The organism is Legionella sp., assembly GCF_965140895.1.
GTDB lineage: Bacteria > Pseudomonadota > Gammaproteobacteria > Legionellales > Legionellaceae > Legionella.
In genome coordinates this window covers 14474-29777 of record NZ_CBCSKT010000060.1, presented here as the reverse complement: position 1 = coordinate 29777, position 15304 = coordinate 14474, and the positions used below count along the sequence as shown (strand labels likewise).

The following is a 15304-nucleotide window of genomic DNA, read 5'->3' as shown; positions in this document are numbered from 1 at the left end:
ACTCAAATCCCTACCCTAGAGTACAAACGTAATATTTTACCATATTTTTAACCTTTTGGGTTACTTTGTTATCTAAACCATGATATTTTTTGCCAATACAGGCGATTCAAGCCAAGTACTACCAGCAAAAACACCAGCAAAAACGCCAGTACAAAGTACCCTAGTTGGTGACGCGCTGCTTGTGTAGGCTCACCGACATAAACAAGAAAGTTAACTAAGTCCTGCAATAGGCCATCAAGTTGGGCTGAGGATAACTCCCCTTCTTTAACCAATGACAATTGAGCCGCATGCTCCTGAGTTGCTCGCACCAAGGTCATTTCGCCAATTAAGGGTTCTAATATATTCGGCATAGCAACCCCGGGTACCAATAAATTGTTAACCCCAAAAGGCCTGGAATTATCCGTATAAAAACTTTTTAAGTAGCTAAATAACCAATCAGCACCCTTTGCTCTCGCAATTAAAGATAAATCTGGAGGTACAACACCAAACCATTGCTTAGCATCTTCTGGGGGCAAGGCGATGCGCATGGGCTCATTCACCAAGGCTTCAGTAAAAATAAGATTATTTTTAAGTAAATTTTCATCAACACGTCCATCAAAGTCAACAAGACCTAATCCTTCCGCCATCTGGTTGTAACGCAAATAGGTTAATGAATGGCAGCCTGAACAATAGTTCATGAATACTTTGGCCCCACGCTGCAAACTAGGCATATTAGCAATTGCTACCGATTGAGCCACCAATATTGGCGCCCATAAGCATCCTAAGAACACTGCTAGTAATGCTTTTGCTTTTAACATAACTAGCCCCCTATCCGAAGCGGAATGGGACGTGTAACTTCCCAGCGCGTGTAAAGGGGCATAAAAATAAAGTATGAAAAATAAAGCACAGCACAAATACGCGCGATAAGTAAACGCGGCGGATTTACCGGAATGGTACCTAAATACCCTAAAATTAAAAATGCCATAACGCCAACGAATAACATGATACGCGAAAAATAGCCCTTATAGCGCATGGAACGCACCGGGCTACGATCTAACCAGGGTAAAAAGAACAATATGCCTACAGCAGCCCCCATGCCAATAATCCCCAAAAGTTTATCAGGAATAGCACGTAAGATGGCATAAAATGGGGACATATACCACATAGGAGCGATATGATCTGGAGTCACCATCGGATTGGCGGGAACAAAATTACTATGTTCTAAGAAGTAGCCCTCCATTTCTGGCGCAAAAAATACTACCGCAAAAAAGAGAAACATAAAGACCAACACCCCAACCAAGTCTTTAACAATGTAATAGGGATGGAAAGGAATGCCATCAACTGGATTTCCTTTTTGATCTAAGTTATTTTTAATATCGATTCCTGTTGGATTATTTGAACCGACCTGATGCAAGGCAACGATATGTAAGAAAGTCAGGAGTAGTAAAAGTAAAGGGATAGCAATAACATGCAACGCAAAAAAGCGCTGTAGTGTTGCATTGGTCACCGAGTAATCCCCCCTTAGCCAAATTTCCAGGCTGTGCCCGATGTAGGGAATACCACCAACCAATGAAGTAATTACCTCTGCGCCCCAATATGACATTTGCCCCCAAGGCAACAAATAGCCTAAAAATGCCGCGGCTAAAAGTAAAACATACAGTAGCATGCCTAAGAGCCAGACTAATTCGCGTGGTCGTTGATAGGAGCCATAAAGCAAGCCACGAAATAGATGCAAATAAATCACAATAAAAAATGCAGAAGCACCAGTAGAATGCATATAGCGTAGCAGCCAACCATAGTTAACATCACGCATGATGTACTCCACGGAAGCAAATGCCTGCTCAGAGCTGGGTGTGTAAAACATCGTAAGCCATAAACCAGTAATAAACTGGTTTACTAAGACAACCAAGGCGATTGAACCAAAAAAGTAGAAGAAATTTAAATTCTTGGGTACATAATATTCGCTAAAATATTGTTTCCAAGTGTTTGCTAATGGGAAACGCGCATCCAACCACTTAAATAATCTTTTCATTTATTTTTCTCTAAAATCATCGCTATTGTAGCCCTATTAGACGCCGTCGTAATACAGGTTTTGACAAATACTCATATTACGGTACCTGTTTATGGCATAGGTAAATTTCATCATTGCGAGCCTTGGCGAAGCAACCCAGAACGATGCTTTGTTAAAGCTTCACTACGTTCGCAATGACGGTCTTTCTATTTTTATTACATCTTCGGTAACCATCTGTAATACAAGCTATATTTTACTATTCTCACCAATTACTAAAGTATGCTTATCGATAAAATAGTAAGGCGGCACTTCCATATTTATCGGTGCGGGTACATTTTTAAAAACCCGCCCCGCAAGATCAAAGGCAGAACCATGACAAGGACAAAAGAAACCTCCAGGCCAATCCGGACCTAACTCTCCAATTGTCGGTTTGTATTTTGGCGAACAGCCAAGATGAGTACAAATGCCAATTAATACCAAATACTCGGGATTAATTGAACGATGTATATTTTGTGCATAAGCCGGCTGCTGGGCGGTTAGAGATTGAGGGTCTCTTAATTGAATTGTGTTTTCATTAAGCGTTTGCAGCATTTCGTGGGTACGGCGAATGATCCATACTGGCTTACCGCGCCATTCAACAACCGCTTGTTGACCAGGCTCCATTTTACTTAAATCAACCTGAATAGGAGCTCCATCAGCTTGTGCTTTGGCGCTTGGCAACCAAGATGATATGAGCGGCGTCATGGCACATAAAACGCCAACACCGCCTAAAACACAAGTAGTACCTAGTAAAAAGCGACGCCTGCTTTCATCTACAGAATCATCTGTTTTTTGATTTGGATCTGGATTGACAACTTCATTCATTATGAGAGCACCTCAAAATGATCTTAGGGTAGCCTGGTCGCGTTCAACCAAGCACATCGATGATAATATGCACAGCCTCAATTTTAAATGCAAATAAAACACTGGCATCACTGCGTTCGCAATGACGAAACTTACAAACCTGTATACATACCATCGTTGGCTATAACGCCAATAAAAAACCCCGCTGCAGCGGGGTTTTTTGTGTCCAATAAACGATTAACGTTTGGAGTACTGAGTAGCACGACGTGCTTTGTGTAGACCCACTTTCTTTCTTTCAACACGACGTGAATCACGTGTTAATAAGCCGCGAGCACGAAGCTTTCTACGGAAGGAATCTGGATTTGGTTCTGCATCTTCTGCTAAACCATGCTCATCATAAACAACTAAGGCTCTTGCGATACCTAAACGAACTGCACCAGCTTGACCAGAAACACCGCCACCAACGACAGTAATGTAGATGTCAAACTTGTTAACTAAATCAACAGTTTCTAGTGGCTGCATCACAACCATGCAAGAAGTTTCACGGCAGAAATACTCTTTCAAAGTGCGACCATTAACTTTGATCTCACCTTTGCCTGGACGCAAAAACACACGAGCTGTTGAACTTTTTCTACGGCCAGTGCCATAGTATTGCTTCATTTCAGCCATAATACTTATTCCTCAATATCAAGTTGCTTGGGTTGTTGTGCAGTATGTGGATGCTCGTTGCCAACATATACTTTCAGCTTACGATACATTTCACGACCCAAAGGATTTTTTGGTAACATACCTTTTACAGCTAATTCGATAATCCGAGCAGGATTTCTAGCCTGTAATTTTTCAAAACTATCTGATTTGATACCACCTGGGTGACCTGTGTGACGGTAATACATTTTGTCTTTAAATTTGCGACCGGTCACAGTAACTTTCTCTGCATTTGTGACGATAATGTAGTCACCAGTATCAACATGGGGGGTATACTCAGCTTTATGTTTTCCGCGTAAACGACGGGCAATCTCAGTAGCTAAGCGACCTAAAACTTTATCGCTGGCATCAACCACGAACCAGTCACGTTTGACTTCATGGCTTTTGGCACTAAATGTCTTCATTAAATGAACTCCGAACTGCCTAAATTAGTAATCTTCTATCATGGACGGGCGATTTTAACCAAAACAGAAACATCCTACAAGTAAAAAGGATAAAAATTTACAAACAAATAAATAAATCGGCGTAAATATAACAAATTCTGTGTGATAAAACCACTATAAAAATAGTGCTCAGTTAAAGAAACAAAAACACTACTGTTCAATTACTGAACTAAAATAATGTACGCGTTCACATCATAACATCGACTTAAAGAATATATCTTTAGCACCCGCTGTTGGCTCGGCTTTACAGCACCCAGCCTACGATTTTTTCCTTAATTGACGCGATTAAACATACCTCGTAGGCACCTACAAAGTAATTTATACGTGCTCAGGATCAATAGCTAATTCCTGAGCAATAACCCCAGAAATTAAATGTGAATCAATGATTGTGTCAATATCGGCAAAGGATGAATAGGTATACCAAACACCTTCAGGATAAATAACAATACAAGGCCCTAAATCACAACGTCCAAGACAACCTGATTTACTCACACGAATTTTCCCCGGGCCATGCATTCCCAGTTCTGACAAGCGTGATTTCATGTAAGTAAAAAACTCTTCACCACCAGAGTTAGCACAGCATTGCTTGCCTGCGGCCTTCTGGTTAGTGCATAAAAGTACATGTTTCGAATAATAAGTCAATGTACTACTTTCCTATTTCTTCAATTTTGGTTTTCAACTTCAAACCTGATTTAAAGGTAACTACCCTGCGGGCAACAACAGGTATTTCTTCACCCGTTTTAGGATTTCTACCAGGTCGTTGCGGTTTATCCCTTAGGGTAAAATTACCAAAACCTGATAACTTTACATGATGACCATGTTCCAGTGCATGCCTTAACACTTCAAAAAAATTTTCGACCATTTCTTTGGCGGCAGTTTTAGACATGTTTAATTCATCACATAAGGTTTCAGACATTATTGCTTTGCTAAGTGCATTCACGATTATTCCCTCAATATGATTGAAAATTCATTTTCTAACGCTTTGATTATAGCACTGATTAGAGAATTGATCTCAGTGTCAACTAATGTTCTACCATCATCTTGTAACGTCATTGCAACAGCTAAACTCTTCTTGCCTTCTGGAATACCTTGGCCAGTATACACATCAAATACATCAAAGGCTTTTAGCCAATTTTCTTTGATAACGGCTCTGATTGCCGACTCAATCTGCATCACACTAATTTGTTTATCCACTAAAAACGACAAATCTCTGCGAATCTGGGGATATTTAGAAATAGGGCGATAACGAGGCGCACCATGACCAATAAGTGCATCTAAATTTAATTCAAACAAAAACACATCGTTGTGTAAATCTAAAGCGTCAAGCAAGCGCGGATGCAATGCCCCTACCCATCCCGCAAATACGCCATTCACCAGAATTTCAGCTGATTGTCCGGGGTGCAACGCGGAATGTGATGCGGCAATAAACTCAACTCGGTTTAATTTTAATGCAGCAAACAAGGATTGCAAATCACCTTTTAGATCAAAAAAATCAAAGGTGCGGCTCGTTTCACTCCAGTTTACATCGCCGAGTGAACCCATCATAAGCCCTGCAACACAAGGACGCTCGGATAATTGTTGTTGCTTAATGTCAAAAACAACCCCAACTTCAAAAAATTTTACTGACTGTTGTTGGCGATGGACATTATGAATCATTGACGCAATTAAACCTGGCCACATTCCCACCCGCATTTGTGATAATTCAGATGAGATAGGATTTAATAACTGCATAGTTTGATATTGTGGATAAAGCTCTTCTTGCAACTGTGGATCGACAAAGCTGTAACTGATGGTTTCATTATAGCCATTACCGCTAAACCAACGTGCTACACGTGTCGCAATCTCTTCATTGGCACAGGTTGTTCCTGCTTGTACCGAAGCCTGCATCGGCTCCGCTTTTAAATTATCATAACCATAAAGGCGAATAATTTCTTCTACCAAATCAACATCTTGTTGAATATCAAAACGGTGTGACGGTGCCATCACCTCAAGAACTGTGCCGTGCTCATTGGTAATCATGATACCAATTCCCTGCAGTAAGCTTTTCATTTCGTCAGGTGAAATATTAAGACCAGTCAATCGCTTCACTTTGTCAGTATCAAAAGAGAAGCTCACCGTAGCAGGTAGGTGTGCGGTATTATTTGCTTCAATCACAGGCCCTGCCTTTCCACCAACAATTGACAGAACCAGCTCGGTAGCACGTTCAAGCGCCCTTCTTTGTAAATAAGGATCAACGCCGCGTTCAAAACGTTGTGACGAATCACTAAATAAACCAAATTTTCTAGCAACACCCGCAATAGTAATCGGATTAAAGAATGCACTTTCAAGAAATACATCAGTTGTATGTTCTTGCACAGCGCTATTCGCCCCCCCCATAACTCCAGCCATTGCTAAAGGTTTTTCTTGATCAGCAATAACCAGCACATTCTCGTTGAATTTAAGCTCTTGGCCATCGAGTAATTCTAATTGTTCATTTTCATTGCTAAAGCGAACATTAATTTCACCTTTCATTGTGCTCAGATCAAAGGCATGCATTGGCTGCCCAAGTTCCAGCATAACGTAATTCAGAATATCAACAACTGGATGCAAGGAGCGAATACCCGCGCGACGCAGACGCTCTCCCATCCATACAGGAGAGCTTGCATGAGGGCTAATACTACGAATAATACGACCACAATAACGTGCGCAAGCTTCTGGATTTTGTAACTTCACTGACATTACGTCATCAATGCTCGGAGTAACTTCAGGAATCGGTTTCTCTTGCAAAGGTAATTTATTTAATACCGCTACTTCCCGAGCAATACCTAAGACACTAAAGCAATCAGCACGATTTGGCGTCAAATCAACATCAAAAACATGATCATCTAAAGCTAAATATTCACGTAAATCCATGCCTACAGGTGCTTCGCGCTCTAATTCAAGAATGCCATCAGATTGTTCTGCCATTCCCAGCTCGGCTACGGAACACAGCATTCCCTGAGATAATTGGCCACGTAACTTTGATTCTTTAATTTTAAAGCCGCCAGGTAAAACAGCACCAATCATTGCCAATGCAACTTTGAGGCCTGCGCGTACATTAGATGCACCACAAACAATTTGTAAGGGCGTATCGGTATTAATGTTTACTTCACATAAAGTTAATTTATCGGCATCAGGATGAGGCTTAGTGCTAAGAACTTCAGCAACGATTACGTGGGTAAACTCTCCAGCTACAGGGCCTACTGCATCGACTTCCAGACCGGCCATTGTTAATTGATCGGCTAATTCTTGTTCTGTTAATGAGAAATTAACCCATTCACGTAACCATAATTTACTTAATTTCATTTATAGTCCTTACCACCAAATTAAAATTGACTTAAGAAGGTAAAATCATTTTCAAACATCATGCGCAGATCATCGATTCCATAATACAACATGGCTAATCGATCCATACCCATTCCGAAGGCCCAACCTTGATATTCGTCAGGAGAAATGTTGACGGCTCTTAAAACATTCGGATGCACCATACCGCAACCTAAGACTTCCAACCAACCAGTGAACTTGCAGGAACGGCACCCTTTACCATCACATTGGGTACATTCAATATCCACTTCAGCAGAAGGCTCAGTAAACGGAAAATAAGAGGGTCTGAATCTTAATGCAAGTTCGCGTCCAAAGAAATGAGCGAAAAAGTCTTGCAATAGACCTTTTAGTCCAGCCAAAGTAGCCTGCTTATCAATGAGCAAACCTTCTACCTGATGGAACATTGGTGTGTGCGTTAAATCAGAGTCACAACGGTAAACTCGCCCAGGGGCTATCAATCGGAATGGTGGCTTACGTTGCTCCATGGTCCGAATTTGTACCGGTGAAGTATGTGTTCGTAATAGGCTACCGTCCCCGAAGTAAAAGGTATCGTGCATTGCTCGTGCGGGGTGATGCCCAGGAATATTTAATGCTTCAAAATTATAAAACTCAGTCTCAATTTCAGGACCATCAACGATATCAAATCCTAAACGACTAAAAAACTCATTAATTCGATGTTTTACTTGGGTTACAGGATGTAATGAACCGCTGTTTTTATTACGGCCAGGAAGGCTAACATCAACTTGCTCTGCCGCAAGCTTTTCTAATAATTGCTTTTCTTTGAGCGCGTACATTTTAGATTCAATCAGCGCGGTAATGTCGCGTTTCACCTGATTGACTAATTGTCCTACTTTAGGTTTTTCTTCAGCGGATAAATGAGCCAATCCTTTTAGGATTTCAGTTAATCGGCCTTTTTTGCCTAAAAAATCAACACGAATTAATTCTAAAGCCGCAACATCTTGTGCATGATTAATCGCGTCTGATGCTTGTTCTTGTATGGCGGTGATATCCTGCATAATTATACCCACAAGTAAAAAGGAGGCCTGAGCCTCCTTAAGAATTACATTTTATAGTTGCCCTAGATAACTGTTGTTACAGTCATACTAAAACAATTATTATGCTAATGCGGCTTTTGCTTGTTCAGCAACGGCAGCAAATGCAACTTTGTCGTGAACCGCTAGATCAGCAAGAACCTTTCTATCTAATTCAATTGATGCTTTTTTCAAACCATCAATTAAACGGCTGTATGATAATCCACATTCACGAGCTTGTGCGTTAATACGAGTAATCCATAATGCACGGAATTGACGTTTTTTCTGGCGTCTATCACGGTAAGCATACTGACCCGCTTTAATCACGGCTTGTTTGGCAACACGATAGGTACGACTACGGGCACCGTAGTAACCTTTCGCTTGAGCCATTATTTTCTTATGACGCGCTTTGGCAGTCACACCACGTTTAACTCTTGGCATTTTCTATTCTCCCCTTAACTACCGTGCAACATACGTTCTGCTAAACGCGCATCGCATGCTTTCAAACTACTAGCACCAACGCGTAATTGACGTTTTTGCTTTGTAGACTTCTTGGTGAGAATATGGTTTCTGTAAGCGCCACGGCGTTTTACTCGACCACTTGCTGTTTTAATGAAGCGTTTGGACGCTCCACGATGTGATTTTAACTTCGGCATAACATATTACTCCGCATTTGTTCTGCTACTTAGTTTTTTTGGGCGATAATACCATCAGTAATTGTCTTCCTTCGCGTTTCGCATGTTGCTCAACAACAGCAACATCAGCAGTATCCTTTTGAATACGCTCAAGAATCTTCATACCAAGCTCTTGGTGCGCCATTTCACGACCACGAAAACGTAGCGTTACCTTGACCTTATCACCATGATTGAGGAAACGGATCAGGTTGCGTAGCTTGACCTGATAATCTCCATCTTCCGTCGTAGGACGGAATTTCAGCTCTTTAACCTGAATTTGCTTTTGCTTTTTTCTAGCCTCAGCCTGTTTTTTGCTCAGTTCAAAGAGAAACTTTCCATAATCCATAATACGGCAAACAGGAGGTTTGGCTGTTGGGGATATTTCCACCAAATCCAAGCCGCCCTCTTCCGCAGCGCGCAGGGCTTCACGTGTTGATACAATTCCTGCCTGATTACCATCGACATCAATTAAGCGTACCTCAGGTACATTGATCTGTTCATTAATTCTTGCGCGATCACTTTCACGCTTAGTCGGTGCACTAATGGCTTAATCTCCCCAGCTGGTTAATTGGATATTGATCCCTTATGGGCAATTTCTTGCATTAAGGTATCACAAATTGTATCTATTGTCATCACACCCAAGTCTGCACCTTCGCGGGAACGCACAGCAACCTGGTTTGCTTCGACCTCTTTGTCCCCGATCACTAAAAGATAAGGAACTTTTTGTAAAGTATGTTCGCGAATTTTAAAACCAATTTTCTCATTTCTCAAGTCAAAATTGGCGCGAATCCCTCTTTTTTGTAAAGTTTGGGTTACTTTTTCAGCATATGCGTTTTGTTTTTCACTAATCGTTAAAATTACGGCCTGAACAGGAGACAACCATAAAGGTAATTTGCCCGCATAATGCTCAATGAGGATTCCCATAAAACGCTCAAAAGATCCTAAAATTGCACGATGCACCATTACCGGGGTTTGCTTACTGCCATCTTCCGCTACATAGCTCGCGTCTAGGCGCCCTGGCATAGAAAAATCAACTTGAATCGTTCCGCACTGCCAGATTCGACCTAAACAGTCAGATAGTGAACATTCGATCTTTGGACCATAAAATGCACCCTCACCAGGAGCATCAACCCATTCTATATTACGGTCTTTCATCGCCTGTTTTAAAGCACCTTCCGCTTTATCCCAAACTTCATCGCTACCGACTCGTTTTTCGGGCCGTAATGCGAGGCGGTATTTAATTTCATGGAAACCAAAATCCGCATAGACTGACTGCACTAATTGCAACATCATATCTACTTCAGATTGAATCTGATCTTCGGTACAGAAAATATGGGCATCATCTTGCACCATATTACGTACTCGCATTAAGCCATGCAGTGAGCCTGACGGTTCACAACGGTGGCAGTTACCAAACTCAGATAATCTTAGCGGCAGATCTCTATAGCTCTTCAAACCTTGGTTGTACACTTGCACGTGGCAAGGACAGTTCATTGGTTTTACCGCATAATGACGGTTGTCTGTTTCCGTAACAAACATTTCATCTCTAAAGTTAGCCCAATGACCTGACTTTTCCCAAAGAACTCGATCGACTAGTTGTGGTGTCTTAATTTCTTGATAACCAAAGTCCACTAAGCGCGAACGCATGTAACGCTCAAGCTCTTGATAAATAGTCCAACCTTTAGGATGCCAAAAAACCATCCCAGGGGCGATGTCTTGAAAATGAAACAACTCTAGACTTTTACCTAATTTACGGTGGTCACGCTTTTCAGCCTCTTCGATGCGGAACAGGTAATCAGCTAAGGATTTTTTATCTGCCCAAGCCGTGCCGTAGATACGCTGTAACATTTCATTATTAGAATCACCGCGCCAGTAAGCACCGGCAACTTTCATTAATTTAAATGCTTTTAAGAAACCGGTTGAAGGCACATGGGGACCACGACACAAATCTTCAAAATCGCCTTGTTTATAAAGAGAGAGCACTTCATCCGCAGGAATATCAGCAATAATCTTCGCCTTATATTCCTCACCGATACTCTTAAAATAACTAATTGCCTCATCACGTGGCAACGCTCTGCGGGTCACAAGATAATTGGCCTTAGCCAACTCCATCATTTTCGCTTCAATTTGTTCTAAGTCTTCGGGTGTAAATGGTCGTTGGAATGCAAAATCATAATAAAAACCATCTTCAATCACAGGCCCAATGGTTACTTGAGCCGTAGGAAATAAACTTTTTACTGCTTGCGCTAGTAAATGCGCCGTAGAGTGGCGAATAACCTCGAGGCTATCTTCTTGCTTTTCAGTAATAATAACCAAGGTACAGTCATGCTCAAGAAGAAAGGAAGTATCAACCAGACGTGAATCAACACGACCAGCTAAAGCTGCTTTTGCCAACCCTGGACTAATGCTGTGTGCCACATCATAAACAGTCAGAGGCGCCTCAAAATGTTTTACACTTCCATCAGGTAATTTAATGTTTGGCATGATTAGTATCCGTATGTCCGTCGATCACTTTAATCTCAAAAAAAAACCCTGCAGAGCAGGGCTTAACATAATCTGAAAATAACTACAATCTAAGCGTAAACTATTCTACACTTAATAAACTTAAAAGAATTCTGTTATATTGGTAGGCACGAGTGGGATCGAACCACCGACCACCACCATGTCAAGGTGGTGCTCTACCACTGAGCTACGTGCCTATAAAAAGACCTGCATAAAGCATAGTTAGGCAGTATATAATAGTAAGTGTTGCAAAGCAACCTCTTATTTACGGTATTGATGCAATTAATTATTTGACTTTTTGACAAAGAGAACACATAGTGATTTTCTGTTGTCTAACTTATAAGAATAATAATCATGGCAATTAGCCCAATAAATAGTATTATAAATTGGTTCAGAGGTACCAGCTCAACGTTACGCTCGTTTTCAAATTGGTACCAAGAAAATAACTCCTTCCTGGATACTCCTCTCGCATCTCAAGAATGGGATAAACAGATTTCTAAAAAACAAGTACGAAGAGCCCTGGCAACCAGCACCGAAAAAACCGACCTATGCCAACAAATTGAAACTCGCCTGGCACAAGACTATGCAGACTTGCTGGATAGTCAATTAAGAAGCACTTTTCAACAATTAGAAATAACAGACATCGCAAACCCAGTTGGATTTTCTGATATCAGCCAAGGCAGCATCAACATGAAAAACTACTTGCAATGTTACAATGTAATGGATAAGTTCATTGAGGCTGATATTACTGGACACTCGAAGAAGGCTACAAAATTACATGCCTTCGAACGCTGGATAGAGGTTGCCAACATCCTTCTTAATCAACACCAAAATTATGAAGCATTCACCTTGGTTATGTTGCGCCTGTCTATAGTAGAGACGGATTTAAAACATTTAGCCGACTTATCAGATAGCTCCAGAGAAACCTATAATGCGTTCCAGCCATACATCAACCCGCGTGGAAACTTCAGAGAATTAAGAAAGCATATGCAAGGCAATAATGACCCTAACGTGCTTAGACCAAGCTTTTTATTGTCAAAAGACATATTGTTCCTCAATGAAACTTTGGGAAAAAATAAAAACTTGACGAGTGCTAATATCCCGGTCACTCATGAGAGTTATGAAAATATCAAGAAAAAAGAAGAAATTCTTGCGCAATTTGCTGCCACAAAAAAGACTGAAGTAAAAAAACAGTCCCCCCATTTACAAGCGACCTATACAATTCTTGCAGAACAATATATGGCACAAGCTGAATTACAAGAACGTAATGACTTAGAAAAAGAGACGGCAAAACAGACTACAAAACCACGAAGAAATTCTGCAGATGCACAGCTTCCTAAGAGAAAAGCTGAATCGATGATTGAGGAAAAAGGACATAAAAGACAACGCAGCAAATCACTTGATTCTGGAAGTGCACCAAAATCAGAGGTCACTGCAGTAAAAGAAGAGTCTAAAAAGCACCACAAGAGTAAAGGGCTTACATTCTGGCACAATCCAAACGATATTACGCTGGATCGCACGACAGAAGTTCATCGCGAATTTATACGCATATTAGGAATGGGTATATAAAAACCTTGAAGAAGAGACTCAGCCCTGTAATACCCTACTATCAGATATAGAATAGAAGATATTATGGAACGCGACAGTAAATGAACGGGAAAAGCTGCTTGGGCTACCGTTTGGAAAGGTTTTTTTAGACAGGGATAACGAGTGGAGGGGTATTTGGTGGCTGTCTCTTGATGAGATGTGATCATAGAGACAGTTGTAAGCAACCAGGACTTCCTAAAACAGCAATCAAATCAAATAGCAGAATGTTAAGTTCGGCACTCAATTAAACCCGATAACAAGAAGAAAGGCGATCGATTTCATCTTCCTGCTCTTTACGAGCCAACTGCACCTCAGACATCAAGAACCTAACTTTTGAGAACCATCCTTTATCCCAACCCGGATTTTCTGCCGTTGACTTTTCGAGTGCCTTCCAATTTGTTTCTGTAGGCTCACTTATATAGGCTTGCATTATCTTCATAACAGCTACTTTTGGTTGATGCAGTTCATCGGTATCTGGACCTTTATCATGTCTATCCAAATAAGATTGAATAGCGGCATTTACTCGACCTTTTATCTCTTTTAAACCTGTTCCTATATCGTTACACCTTGAGTAAATTGATCTGCGCCAAAGAGACTGCGCCATATTTTGTCAAATATGCCATCTTTTTGAACTATTCGAGCCAAATAATCTTCGTCAGCTTCAATTTTTGATGCAATCGTATTTGCTTTGGAAGGACGTGCAGAAGGATCCATCGCCATACGCTTTGTATCTATTACTGCCGTAAGCGCTTCTCGGGTGTCAGAAACAATCTCTCGATTGACATTCTTTACAATTTCCTTATTCGCAAGTATTTGCAAAATCTCATTTTTTGTCATCGAGGGATTGTCATATATTTTTTGTATAACTCGATCGATAAAGGCAACTGTCTTACTGTCCTCAACGCGCCTATATGCATGCCTTTTTACTCGTAAAGAATCTAAAGCAATTGCTACATCAAGCCCTAACTGAGCCTGTGCGCCATCCTTAGTATAACGATTATAAGGAGCATCCAAATCCTCTATATCACTAACCAATTTGATTACACAATAATCAGGATGCCTTTCGTCAAAACCACGAAAACTACTATATTTGTCCGCTAGATTATCCATTTCACTCGCTAACAACTCAGTCCAGCCTTGACGGGGCTTCTTTGCTCTACCACGCATACGGTCCAATTCTTTCCAGCGTATGTAATCAGCTGTTTTTTGATTTCCGTACATTACCGCGCTTACCTTCCCATCCTCATTCCCCTGAAGAATTGAAATTCCTGCATGAGTAGTTACGGAAACAACCCCACCAACCTTACTTTCTTGAGGATGAGTAGCCGCTTTAACGAGAGCTTGAGTAAAGCCTTTTTTATGCAATTCTTTGGCGACTTCTAAAGCAAGTGGATGCTCACCAAAGCCCCCCCTCACAAGAAACTAATATTAAAGATTTAAGTTGTGTCTTATCTTTTCCTTGAAATTGCTTCGCAAGCTCGTGAATTAATTCTTTTGGTGTTTTATCACCAATGTGCTGCCGTGAATCATCACTATGCGCTAGTAAAATTAATTCGCTTGGCACTTCGTTGGGAACGCTTGGATTAAACGCAACTAGTGGAATCTGATTTACATTCTTGCCGGCATGTTTGACTACATTTTCTCGAAGCTTTCCTGCAATCGCCAACTCAGAGTTGTCTCCAATATAATAAATTGCTTGTTCTAATTTTGCTCTGCTCATTTTAAATCTCACAAAGTTCGCTTTAATTATAAAAACCAGGCTCAGTTTTCGCATTGCCCTAATATAAAACAGTCAAGCTTAAGAGTTGATTAAGAAAAGCGCATTTAACAATGCAAAAATCAATAAATTCCTATTCGATTAGGAAAATAAAAAAAAAGGCCTGAATGATTCCCATCATTCAGGCCTTGGTTTGCGAGGTTAACCGCTATGGTTAAACCACTATTCCTGTTTGTTGAACTGTTCATGGCACGATGTTCCATCGGGTGCCCTGTTTTTCCATGTATTTTTGGACTTTATTGAAATATTTCCGTAAATTTCAGAGTCATTATAACGGCTAAGTTTCGAATGTCAACATTTGATTTCGAATCGAAACCAAAAGTTTCCAATCAATACTAAAGTTTGCAGGTTTCCTCGGTCTTTGTTACAATTCAGCACAGTTTTCACTCTATAAGTATATTGCACGCACC

Annotated in this window: 17 protein-coding genes and 1 tRNA gene; 1 reads left to right on the top strand and 17 read right to left on the bottom strand. The window is 40.8% G+C overall.

All coding sequences use genetic code 11. The features are described 5' to 3' along the window. Positions 1–68: 68 nt before the first annotated feature. The 14 genes from ACQY7T_RS07705 to ACQY7T_RS07640 all read right to left on the bottom strand — a co-directional run bounded on the left by ACQY7T_RS07705 (position 69) and on the right by ACQY7T_RS07640 (position 11727). Entirely contained in the window at positions 69–797 is a 729-nt protein-coding gene (locus tag ACQY7T_RS07705; RefSeq protein WP_428412418.1) for a cytochrome c1, read from the bottom strand. A gap of 2 nt (positions 798–799) precedes the next feature. After that, positions 800–2011: a cytochrome b gene (locus ACQY7T_RS07700; protein ID WP_428412417.1), complete on the bottom strand. Its 1212-nt coding sequence runs from the start codon at positions 2009–2011 to the stop codon at positions 800–802. Between the two features lie 225 nt (positions 2012–2236). Then, positions 2237–2854 carry a ubiquinol-cytochrome c reductase iron-sulfur subunit gene (gene petA, locus ACQY7T_RS07695; RefSeq protein WP_428412416.1) on the bottom strand — a complete coding sequence of 206 codons (618 nt, stop codon included), beginning with the start codon at positions 2852–2854 and terminating at the stop codon, positions 2237–2239. Between the two features lie 216 nt (positions 2855–3070). Further along, a complete protein-coding gene (gene rpsI / locus ACQY7T_RS07690) occupies positions 3071–3502 on the bottom strand; it encodes a 30S ribosomal protein S9 (protein WP_400188299.1) in 432 nt (143 codons plus the stop codon). Positions 3503–3507: 5 nt separating this feature from the next. Continuing rightward, the gene (rplM, locus tag ACQY7T_RS07685; RefSeq protein WP_133136564.1) at positions 3508–3942 is read right to left on the bottom strand and encodes a 50S ribosomal protein L13; all 435 of its coding nucleotides are present in this window, start codon (positions 3940–3942) and stop codon (positions 3508–3510) included. Between the two features lie 357 nt (positions 3943–4299). Continuing rightward, positions 4300–4623, bottom strand: a complete 324-nt coding sequence (locus ACQY7T_RS07680; protein WP_428412415.1) for a (2Fe-2S) ferredoxin domain-containing protein — start codon at positions 4621–4623, stop codon at positions 4300–4302. Positions 4624–4627: 4 nt separating this feature from the next. Further along, positions 4628–4921: an integration host factor subunit alpha gene (locus ACQY7T_RS07675; RefSeq protein ID WP_165485130.1), complete on the bottom strand. Its 294-nt coding sequence runs from the start codon at positions 4919–4921 to the stop codon at positions 4628–4630. Between the two features lie 2 nt (positions 4922–4923). Continuing rightward, the gene (gene pheT / locus ACQY7T_RS07670) at positions 4924–7305 is read right to left on the bottom strand and encodes a phenylalanine--tRNA ligase subunit beta (protein WP_428412413.1); all 2382 of its coding nucleotides are present in this window, start codon (positions 7303–7305) and stop codon (positions 4924–4926) included. 20 nt (positions 7306–7325) lie between these two features. After that, entirely contained in the window at positions 7326–8339 is a 1014-nt protein-coding gene (pheS, locus tag ACQY7T_RS07665; protein ID WP_428412411.1) for a phenylalanine--tRNA ligase subunit alpha, read from the bottom strand. Positions 8340–8438: 99 nt separating this feature from the next. Then, entirely contained in the window at positions 8439–8795 is a 357-nt protein-coding gene (gene rplT / locus ACQY7T_RS07660; RefSeq protein WP_428412409.1) for a 50S ribosomal protein L20, read from the bottom strand. Between the two features lie 14 nt (positions 8796–8809). After that, complete coding sequence (rpmI, locus tag ACQY7T_RS07655) at positions 8810–9010, bottom strand: 50S ribosomal protein L35 (protein WP_252580873.1); 201 nt, start codon at positions 9008–9010, stop codon at positions 8810–8812. Positions 9011–9035: 25 nt separating this feature from the next. Continuing rightward, positions 9036–9572, bottom strand: coding sequence for a translation initiation factor IF-3 (infC, locus tag ACQY7T_RS07650; protein WP_428412546.1), 537 nt, complete (start codon positions 9570–9572; stop codon positions 9036–9038). Positions 9573–9592: 20 nt separating this feature from the next. Then, positions 9593–11512, bottom strand: a complete 1920-nt coding sequence (gene thrS / locus ACQY7T_RS07645) for a threonine--tRNA ligase (protein WP_428412407.1) — start codon at positions 11510–11512, stop codon at positions 9593–9595. A 140-nt stretch (positions 11513–11652) separates the two neighbouring features. Beyond that, positions 11653–11727 (bottom strand) — tRNA-Val (locus tag ACQY7T_RS07640). Between the two features lie 157 nt (positions 11728–11884). On the opposite strand from ACQY7T_RS07640, the gene ACQY7T_RS07635 reads away from it, so the two are divergent. Then, positions 11885–13099 (top strand): RasGEF domain-containing protein, encoded by a 1215-nt coding sequence (locus tag ACQY7T_RS07635; RefSeq protein WP_428412406.1) that lies wholly within the window; start codon positions 11885–11887, stop codon positions 13097–13099. 262 nt (positions 13100–13361) lie between these two features. Here ACQY7T_RS07635 and ACQY7T_RS07630 read toward each other — a convergent pair whose 3' ends face one another. The 3 genes from ACQY7T_RS07630 to ACQY7T_RS07620 all read right to left on the bottom strand — a co-directional run bounded on the left by ACQY7T_RS07630 (position 13362) and on the right by ACQY7T_RS07620 (position 14837). After that, complete coding sequence (locus ACQY7T_RS07630) at positions 13362–13556, bottom strand: hypothetical protein (protein WP_428412405.1); 195 nt, start codon at positions 13554–13556, stop codon at positions 13362–13364. A gap of 113 nt (positions 13557–13669) precedes the next feature. Beyond that, entirely contained in the window at positions 13670–14533 is an 864-nt protein-coding gene (locus ACQY7T_RS07625) for a hypothetical protein (RefSeq protein WP_428412403.1), read from the bottom strand. Then, on the bottom strand, positions 14514–14837 hold the full coding sequence (locus ACQY7T_RS07620) for a hypothetical protein (RefSeq protein WP_428412402.1): 324 nt from the start codon (positions 14835–14837) through the stop codon (positions 14514–14516). The genes ACQY7T_RS07625 and ACQY7T_RS07620 overlap by 20 nt, the downstream gene beginning before the upstream one ends. Between the last annotated feature and the right edge of the window lie 467 nt (positions 14838–15304).

Coding starts and splice junctions, on each gene's coding strand:
- pheT (WP_428412413.1), bottom strand. CDS start 7,305: ATGAAATTAAGTAAATTATGGTTACGTGAATGGGTTAATTTCTCATTA.
- ACQY7T_RS07700 (WP_428412417.1), bottom strand. CDS start 2,011: ATGAAAAGATTATTTAAGTGGTTGGATGCGCGTTTCCCATTAGCAAAC.
- thrS (WP_428412407.1), bottom strand. CDS start 11,512: ATGCCAAACATTAAATTACCTGATGGAAGTGTAAAACATTTTGAGGCG.
- ACQY7T_RS07630 (WP_428412405.1), bottom strand. CDS start 13,556: ATGAAGATAATGCAAGCCTATATAAGTGAGCCTACAGAAACAAATTGG.
- ACQY7T_RS07635 (WP_428412406.1), top strand. CDS start 11,885: ATGGCAATTAGCCCAATAAATAGTATTATAAATTGGTTCAGAGGTACC.
- pheS (WP_428412411.1), bottom strand. CDS start 8,339: ATGCAGGATATCACCGCCATACAAGAACAAGCATCAGACGCGATTAAT.
- ACQY7T_RS07705 (WP_428412418.1), bottom strand. CDS start 797: ATGTTAAAAGCAAAAGCATTACTAGCAGTGTTCTTAGGATGCTTATGG.
- rpmI (WP_252580873.1), bottom strand. CDS start 9,010: ATGCCGAAGTTAAAATCACATCGTGGAGCGTCCAAACGCTTCATTAAA.
- rplT (WP_428412409.1), bottom strand. CDS start 8,795: ATGCCAAGAGTTAAACGTGGTGTGACTGCCAAAGCGCGTCATAAGAAA.
- petA (WP_428412416.1), bottom strand. CDS start 2,854: ATGAATGAAGTTGTCAATCCAGATCCAAATCAAAAAACAGATGATTCT.
- rplM (WP_133136564.1), bottom strand. CDS start 3,942: ATGAAGACATTTAGTGCCAAAAGCCATGAAGTCAAACGTGACTGGTTC.
- rpsI (WP_400188299.1), bottom strand. CDS start 3,502: ATGGCTGAAATGAAGCAATACTATGGCACTGGCCGTAGAAAAAGTTCA.
- ACQY7T_RS07620 (WP_428412402.1), bottom strand. CDS start 14,837: ATGAGCAGAGCAAAATTAGAACAAGCAATTTATTATATTGGAGACAAC.